This window comes from Rhizobium giardinii bv. giardinii H152 (assembly GCF_000379605.1).
Classification (GTDB): domain Bacteria; phylum Pseudomonadota; class Alphaproteobacteria; order Rhizobiales; family Rhizobiaceae; genus Pararhizobium; species Pararhizobium giardinii.
In genome coordinates, this window is sequence record NZ_KB902746.1 from 220,401 (window position 1) to 226,816 (window position 6,416).

Annotated in this window: 7 protein-coding genes; 5 read left to right on the forward strand and 2 right to left on the reverse strand. The window is 59.3% G+C overall.

Annotated features, from left to right (window positions below; all coding sequences use genetic code 11):
- Positions 1 to 16: 16 nt before the first annotated feature.
- Entirely contained in the window at positions 17 to 169 is a 153-nt protein-coding gene (locus tag A3AY_RS39545; protein WP_018329923.1) for a hypothetical protein, read from the reverse strand.
- Here A3AY_RS39545 and A3AY_RS0132920 point away from each other — a divergent pair.
- From A3AY_RS0132920 to A3AY_RS0132935, 4 genes are all read left to right on the forward strand, one after another.
- Positions 168 to 455, forward strand: coding sequence for a BufA1 family periplasmic bufferin-type metallophore (locus A3AY_RS0132920; RefSeq protein ID WP_018329924.1), 288 nt, complete (start codon positions 168 to 170; stop codon positions 453 to 455). The genes A3AY_RS39545 and A3AY_RS0132920 overlap by 2 nt on opposite strands.
- Positions 456 to 516: 61 nt before the next feature.
- On the forward strand, positions 517 to 1,404 hold the full coding sequence (gene bufB / locus A3AY_RS0132925; RefSeq protein ID WP_018329925.1) for an MNIO family bufferin maturase: 888 nt from the start codon (positions 517 to 519) through the stop codon (positions 1,402 to 1,404).
- Positions 1,401 to 2,183, forward strand: coding sequence for an HvfC/BufC N-terminal domain-containing protein (locus A3AY_RS0132930; protein WP_018329926.1), 783 nt, complete (start codon positions 1,401 to 1,403; stop codon positions 2,181 to 2,183). The genes bufB and A3AY_RS0132930 overlap by 4 nt, the downstream gene beginning before the upstream one ends.
- Positions 2,180 to 2,677: a DoxX family protein gene (locus A3AY_RS0132935; RefSeq protein ID WP_018329927.1), complete on the forward strand. Its 498-nt coding sequence runs from the start codon at positions 2,180 to 2,182 to the stop codon at positions 2,675 to 2,677. The genes A3AY_RS0132930 and A3AY_RS0132935 overlap by 4 nt, the downstream gene beginning before the upstream one ends.
- A gap of 303 nt (positions 2,678 to 2,980) precedes the next feature.
- Here A3AY_RS0132935 and A3AY_RS0132940 read toward each other — a convergent pair whose 3' ends face one another.
- Positions 2,981 to 4,867, reverse strand: coding sequence for a potassium transporter Kup (locus A3AY_RS0132940; protein WP_018329928.1), 1,887 nt, complete (start codon positions 4,865 to 4,867; stop codon positions 2,981 to 2,983).
- Between the two features lie 536 nt (positions 4,868 to 5,403).
- Between A3AY_RS0132940 and A3AY_RS0132945 the strand changes: the two genes are divergently transcribed.
- Positions 5,404 to 5,748, forward strand: a complete 345-nt coding sequence (locus A3AY_RS0132945) for a hypothetical protein (protein ID WP_018329929.1) — start codon at positions 5,404 to 5,406, stop codon at positions 5,746 to 5,748.
- Positions 5,749 to 6,416 lie beyond the last annotated feature (668 nt).

The window sequence follows — 6,416 nt, forward strand, 5'->3', positions numbered from 1 at the left end:
CGTACAGGCCGCTTTGTTACGCGCCGCGCGAAATATTGTCCAACACCGCCGCATTGTCGATCACGAACTCGTGTTCGTAGCCGTGCGTAACAGAAGGCCTCACCGGATCGAAAGGAAGGTTACGCGGCCGATGACCGGACCGCGGAAGTTCCAAGAGGAGATCATCCATGAACCGTTCGACGCTCACCCTTACCCTCGCCGGCTCGCTCGCCGCCGCTCTTGCGTCGGTTGCGTTCGCCGCACCGTTGCCGGCTGAGAAAATGGTCGGCAACGAGAAGTGCTATGGCATCGCGCTCAAGGGTCAGAACGACTGCGCCGCCGGCGCCGGCACGACCTGCGCCGGTACCTCCACAATGGACTACCAGGGCAATGCCTGGAAGGCCGTGCCGGCCGGTACCTGCACCAGCATGAATGTCGATGGTCATATGGGCAAGCTCGAGCCGATCAAGGGCTAATCGTCAGGCGGTGGCCCGGCTGCCCGGGCCTCCGCCACTGTGCAAATCGGGAGGAACCGCCATGACCGCTTCAAAAACCCAAGCCGACGCCTTGCCCGCGCGTGCCGGCCTTGGCCTCAAGCCCCAGCACTACGACGCCATTCTGGCCGATCGCCCGGATGTCGGCTTCTTTGAGGTGCATGCCGAGAACTACATGGGCGCCGGTGGACCGCCGCATCACTACCTGGAAGCCATCACGCAGTTCTATCCGCTGTCGCTGCACGGTGTCGGCTTGTCGATCGGCGCGGCGCGCGGGCTCGACAAGGAGCACCTGAAGCGGCTGCGCGACCTGATCGATCGCTACCGCCCGCACAGTTTCTCCGAACATCTGGCCTGGTCGACCCATGACACAGGTTTTCTCAACGACCTGTTGCCGCTGCCCTATACCGCAGAAACGCTCGCCCGCGTCATTGACCATATCGACGCAACGCAGCAGACCCTCGGGAGACGGCTGCTGCTCGAAAACCCATCGACCTACGTGCTGTTTGCCGACAGCACGATCGATGAGGTGGACTTCCTGGCGACTATTGCGGAGCGGACTGCCTGCGGCCTCCTGCTCGACGTCAACAACGTGATGGTCTCGGCCGTGAACCACCGTCTCGATGCCGCCACCTATATCGACCGCTTCCCGGTCGAGTTGGTTGGCGAGATCCACCTCGCCGGCTACGACGAGACCGTTGACGACGCCGGCGAGCGGTTGCTGATCGACGCGCATGGTACTGCGGTGAAGAGCGATGTGGTGGCGCTCTACGAACACACGCTTGCGCGCAGCGGACCTTTACCGACGCTGATTGAATGGGACAATGACGTTCCGGATTTCGCGACATTGCTGGCGGAGGCGGCACGCGCGGATGCAATGCTTGCCTCCGAAGCTCTCCGCCGCACCAGACGTCGGATTCGGGCCGCATGACGATGGACCTCGCCGCCAGCCAGACTGCCTTTGCCGACGCATTGCTGCACGCCGACAGGCCAGTACCGGACGGCATTACCACCGCACGCGGCGAAGTTGATGCAGCACGGTTCGCCGTCTACCGCAACAATGTCTTCGTCGGGCTGTCAAAGGCACTGGCGCAACGCTTTCCGGTGACGGAGCGGCTCGTTGGTACGGAATTCTTCATGGCGATGGCGCGGGCCTATGCTCAGGACCACAAGCCGGCTTCACCGCTGATTATCGAATACGGCGACGATTTCCCGGATTTCATCGCGAGCTTCCAGCCCGCGAGCAAGCTTGCCTATCTGCCGGATGTCGCCCGGATCGAGGCGGCCTGGACGCGAAGTTACTACGCGGCGGACGCCGTGCCGATCAAACTTGCGGTACTCGCAGCTGTGGCGCCCGAAATGCTTGCGGACTTGCGGCTCGTCCCGCACCCTTCAGCGGCCCTGATCCGGTCGGAATACCCCATCGGCTCCATCTGGAGCGCGCATCATGAGGAGATGGTAACACCGGTCGCCGACTGGCGGCCGCAGGTAGTCCTGGTCGCACGGCCGGAGATGACGGTCGAAGTTCATATCCTGCCGCCGCAGGACGTCATCTTTGCAACCTCCTTGTTCAACCATGCCACCCTTGGCGCAGCGGCCGGGGCGGCATTTGCCGCTGGCCCCGCATTCAATTTCGGGGCGGCACTGATGGGTCTTGTCTGCCTCGGCGCGTTCAGTGCCCTCCAACAGGATGAAGGAAACGTCCCATGAAGACTGAAGCCGCACCCTCACACGGCTCTGGCGCTGTCCTTGCCGCCTTGATCATCCGCACCGAAGGCCTGCTCGCCTCCGTTCCCCCCTCGCTGCCGCTGCTGGCACTGCGCTTCGCGCTCGCGATACCCTTCTTCAAGTCGGGCCTGACAAAATGGGACGGGTTCCTAACGCTTTCGCCGGGTGCGAGGTTTCTATTCGAGCAAGAGTTCAAACTCCATGTCTTCGGCAGCGAAATTCCCTATCCGTTTCCATTGGCGATGGCGGCGGCAGCCGGGATCGCAGAACTCGTCCTGCCGATTTTGCTGATCCTTGGATTTGCAACGCGCTTCGCATCACTCGGCTTGCTGCTGATGACCGCGATCATCCAGCTCACCGTTCCCGACGGTTGGGCCAATTTCCATCTGCCTTGGGCGGCGATGGCGTTGGCATTGGTCGTGTTTGGCGGGGGCAGGATCGCGCTTGATCCGTTTGTCATGCCTCGTCGCAAATGACCTGCGCCTGCGGTCGGTTTGGTCTGCGGGTCCGTCGCTGGCGGCAAGGGTTTCGGCGCCGGCTTGAAGCTGCTGAAATATGGGAACCGGTGATGTTCGACGAAGAATGGAACGCGGTTCGGGGCTTCCGGCTCCCCCCGCCTCGTTTATCATCCCAAATCGATCGCGGCCCCGCTGATGTCGAAGGTATTGGAGGTGCCATATGTACTGGCGTCGCCTCTGCCTGGCTTTACGCCATCGTCTTCGTTCCCAGGCCGGCTATCGCCGTAGCCTTCGCTTGGACCTTAAGTCGAACGAGCTGAATCATATCGTGACCTGAATTCCGAGCTCGACCACACGGCCCGTCGGAAGTTGAAAGTATTCCGTGGCGTTGCTGGCATTCCGGGCAAGGGCAATGAACACGCGATCCTGCCAAAGCGGCATTCCGCCCTTCACCGATGGCTTGATCGTACGGCGCGACAAAAAGAACGACGTCGACATGATATCGAACTTCCAGCCGAGTTTTCGTGCCAGTGCGAGAGCCTTCGGGATGTTGGGCGTCTCCATATAACCGAAGGTGATGACGGCGCGGCTGAACAACGGATTGAAGCTCTCAAAGTGGACTTTCTCGTCGTCGGGCACGACTGGCGAGCTGGATGTAACCACGCTCAGAATTACGTTGTGTTCGTGCAGGACTTTGTAGTGTTTAAGACTGTGAAGGAGAGCGGTTGGCGCGCCCTCAACTTCGCTGGTCAGAAAGATCGCCGTTCCGGGAACAGTGTTGGGCTTCTTCTTCGTCAGATTCTCGAGAAGGAAATTCAGCGGCACGTCATCGGCTTTGGTTCTGTCTGACAGCAGCTTGCGTCCCGATATCCATGTCTGCATCAGGAAGGCGATGAAGATGGCGACAACTGCTGGCACCCAGCCCCCCTGGGCGAATTTCGCGACATTGGCGGCAAGGAACCCGGCGTCGATGATGAAAATGGGGATGATCACCGCGAGTGCGGCCATGAGTCGCCAACGCCATATCTGCCGCATCACGACGATAAGCAGAACAGATGTCACCAACATCTCCCCTGTCACTGCGATACCGTAGGCCGCGGAAAGGGCGCTTGAACTTTTGAAGCCTATCACCAGAAGGACGACCGAGACCAGCAGTAGGAAATTGACCTGCGGCATAAAAATCTGCCCCACCCGTGTTTCGGAGGTGTGGAGCACTGTGAAACGGGGTAGCAGGTTGAGGTGCATCGCCTGGCTCATGAGCGAAAATGCACCTGAAATAACGGCCTGGCTGGCAATGACGGTCGCCATCGTGGCCAACGCCACCATCGGCAGCAGCGCCCAATCGGGCTGCATCTCGAAGAAGGGATGCTCGACGGACGCGAGATGGGTCAGCACGAAAGCCCCCTGCCCGAAATAGTTCAACAGAAGGCATGGAAACACCAGCGCAAACCAGGCGAAGACGATCGGGCGGCGGCCGAAATGCCCGAGATCAACATAGAGGGCCTCCGCACCCGTGACGGCCAGAAAGACCGCACCGAGCACGGAAACGGCTATATGCAAATGGTCGATCAGGAAGCGGACACCGTAGTATGGATTGAGAGCCACCAAAACGCCTGGCGCTTCGAAGATATGGACGAGGCCCGAGACGCCAAGTGCCAGAAACCACAGCGCGGTGATCGGACCAAAGACAGATGCAACGCGACCGGTCCCAAATCTCTGAACGAAGAAAAGAGCGATGATGATGCACAGCGTTGTCGGCACGACCCAATTGGCGAGCTGCGGTGCAAGGACTTCCAGTCCTTCAACGGCTGAGAGAACGGAAATCGCCGGAGTGATGATGGCATCACCAAGAAACAACGACGCACCGATGATGCCGAGAACCAAAACCCAGGCAGATCGGCCGGTCAGGCTGTTCCGGGCAAGCGTCATCAAGGAAAGCGTCCCTCCTTCTCCTTTGTTGTCTGCCTTCAAAACGAAGCCGACATATTTGACCGTGACAACAATGGTCAGCGCCCAGACGATAAGGGAAAGAAGCCCGAGAACTTCCGTGACGGTTCCGCCGGCCGACTGCCTGGATGCATGAAGCGCCTCACGGAACGCATAGATAGGACTGGTACCGATATCGCCATACACAACTCCGATTGCCCCCAGAACCAGGACGCGGAAGTTGGTGTTGTCCGCTAGGTGGCTCTCGCCATCGTTCGACACTGGATCAGGCGTCAATCTCGGTCTCCGGATTTAGACATCAAGCTTTATAGCTAGACAGGCTACGGTTCAACCTGCCACTCGTTGGAGCTCGACGGCGGGTCAGCTATGCCTCCTCGGTCTTGTGGGATCACTTATTATGCTTGTGGCTTTCGGCGCACAACCAATGGGCGAAACAGCGGCGACCGGGATAACGCATTATATCGGGGATTATCCCGTTGGTCAGGTCCGGACGTACGAAGGCTTCGCATGGAGGTAATCCCCGTCGAGCTCATGTGGCCAGGCGACTTATTTTCTTGCTACGTCGGAGCGCGTTGACTTCGGCAGTTCACCGGTGCGGCATTCCTCACATCAACGCATTGGGCAAAGAAGATCGTCATTTTGGCATCCATGTAAATCGGCGGCTTGTTCACTGCCAGTAACCGATGCCGTAACGCTATCCCCTTATTCCGATTGCTCGCCCTCCGAACAATCAAAGCCATCCGAGGGGAACTTCGATCGCCTGATGGAATTATTAAATTCCATTGGAGGACAAGCTCATGCCAGAGAACGCAAACAAGTCGCCAGCCGTGGAATCCTTGAAGCAAGAGCGGGCAAGGCAGCGAGAACGCACCGCAAAGGGCGAACTCGACAAGGGGTTGGAACATACGTTCCCGGCTTCTGACCCCGTGTCGATGACCACTACCAGCATCCCGTCCGGCCGTACTGACGCGGACAAGGCGGAACAGGTCAGGGTCAATCCGGATCCGACAGCACTCGGGCCTGAAATCGCCGAAGAAGCGCCGACTCTCCTTGCCGATATCAGGAATATTGTCAGGGAGCGGCCATTGGCCGCCGTAGCTATCGTCGCCACGGTAGCCTACCTTTTGGGCACGAGCCGGTGAACGAGTCGAGATCGCACATCCGCGCCTGGTTCCTGAGTCCTCTCAGACAGTGTCGCGATGCGGCGATCCAGATTCTGACGAACGTCTGGTCGCACCTGCGTTTCTCCGCGGTCGGCTTGTTGTGGTGGCAAGCCCTGACATTTCTCGCTCGACCGTTGAGCACATTCGCAGGGCCGAGTGATCCCCTATCCGTCAAAACAGTGATGGATGCACTTCCGGTAGATTCTCCATCACAACTGCTTCCGTCCAGTGACACGAACAACGGAGCTGCCTGCCGGCCGCCCGGACCTCCGTTCCCTTCGGGATACAATGAAACAAGGTAATGCGGACGTTGACGAAAGCTATCAGACCGAACTGTAAGAGTGGCATCTGCGGATCTGAGCCTGCTGCTGCCGAAATACTCCCTTTGAGTTACAGCGGTTACCCGTTTGGGGCGATATTCAAGCAGCACAACTTGGCTCACAATCCTCGCACGAGCGTCCAAAAGCAGCGCAACTCCGAAAGGGACAGTTCATGTCAGGCAAAGAACCGAATATGCAGCCCAATCGCGCGCGGCGCCACTTCCTCGGACTGGCGACTGCGGCGACAGCAAAAATCGCGCTCTTAGCCGCAGCTTTGTCTCCTTCGACTGCCCACGCCAAGGGAAAGGCGTGGTGGAAAACAGGCGG

Coding starts and splice junctions, on each gene's coding strand:
- A3AY_RS0132920 (WP_018329924.1), top strand. CDS start 168: ATGAACCGTTCGACGCTCACCCTTACCCTCGCCGGCTCGCTCGCCGCC.
- A3AY_RS39545 (WP_018329923.1), bottom strand. CDS start 169: ATGGATGATCTCCTCTTGGAACTTCCGCGGTCCGGTCATCGGCCGCGT.
- bufB (WP_018329925.1), top strand. CDS start 517: ATGACCGCTTCAAAAACCCAAGCCGACGCCTTGCCCGCGCGTGCCGGC.
- A3AY_RS0132930 (WP_018329926.1), top strand. CDS start 1,401: ATGACGATGGACCTCGCCGCCAGCCAGACTGCCTTTGCCGACGCATTG.
- A3AY_RS0132935 (WP_018329927.1), top strand. CDS start 2,180: ATGAAGACTGAAGCCGCACCCTCACACGGCTCTGGCGCTGTCCTTGCC.
- A3AY_RS0132945 (WP_018329929.1), top strand. CDS start 5,404: ATGCCAGAGAACGCAAACAAGTCGCCAGCCGTGGAATCCTTGAAGCAA.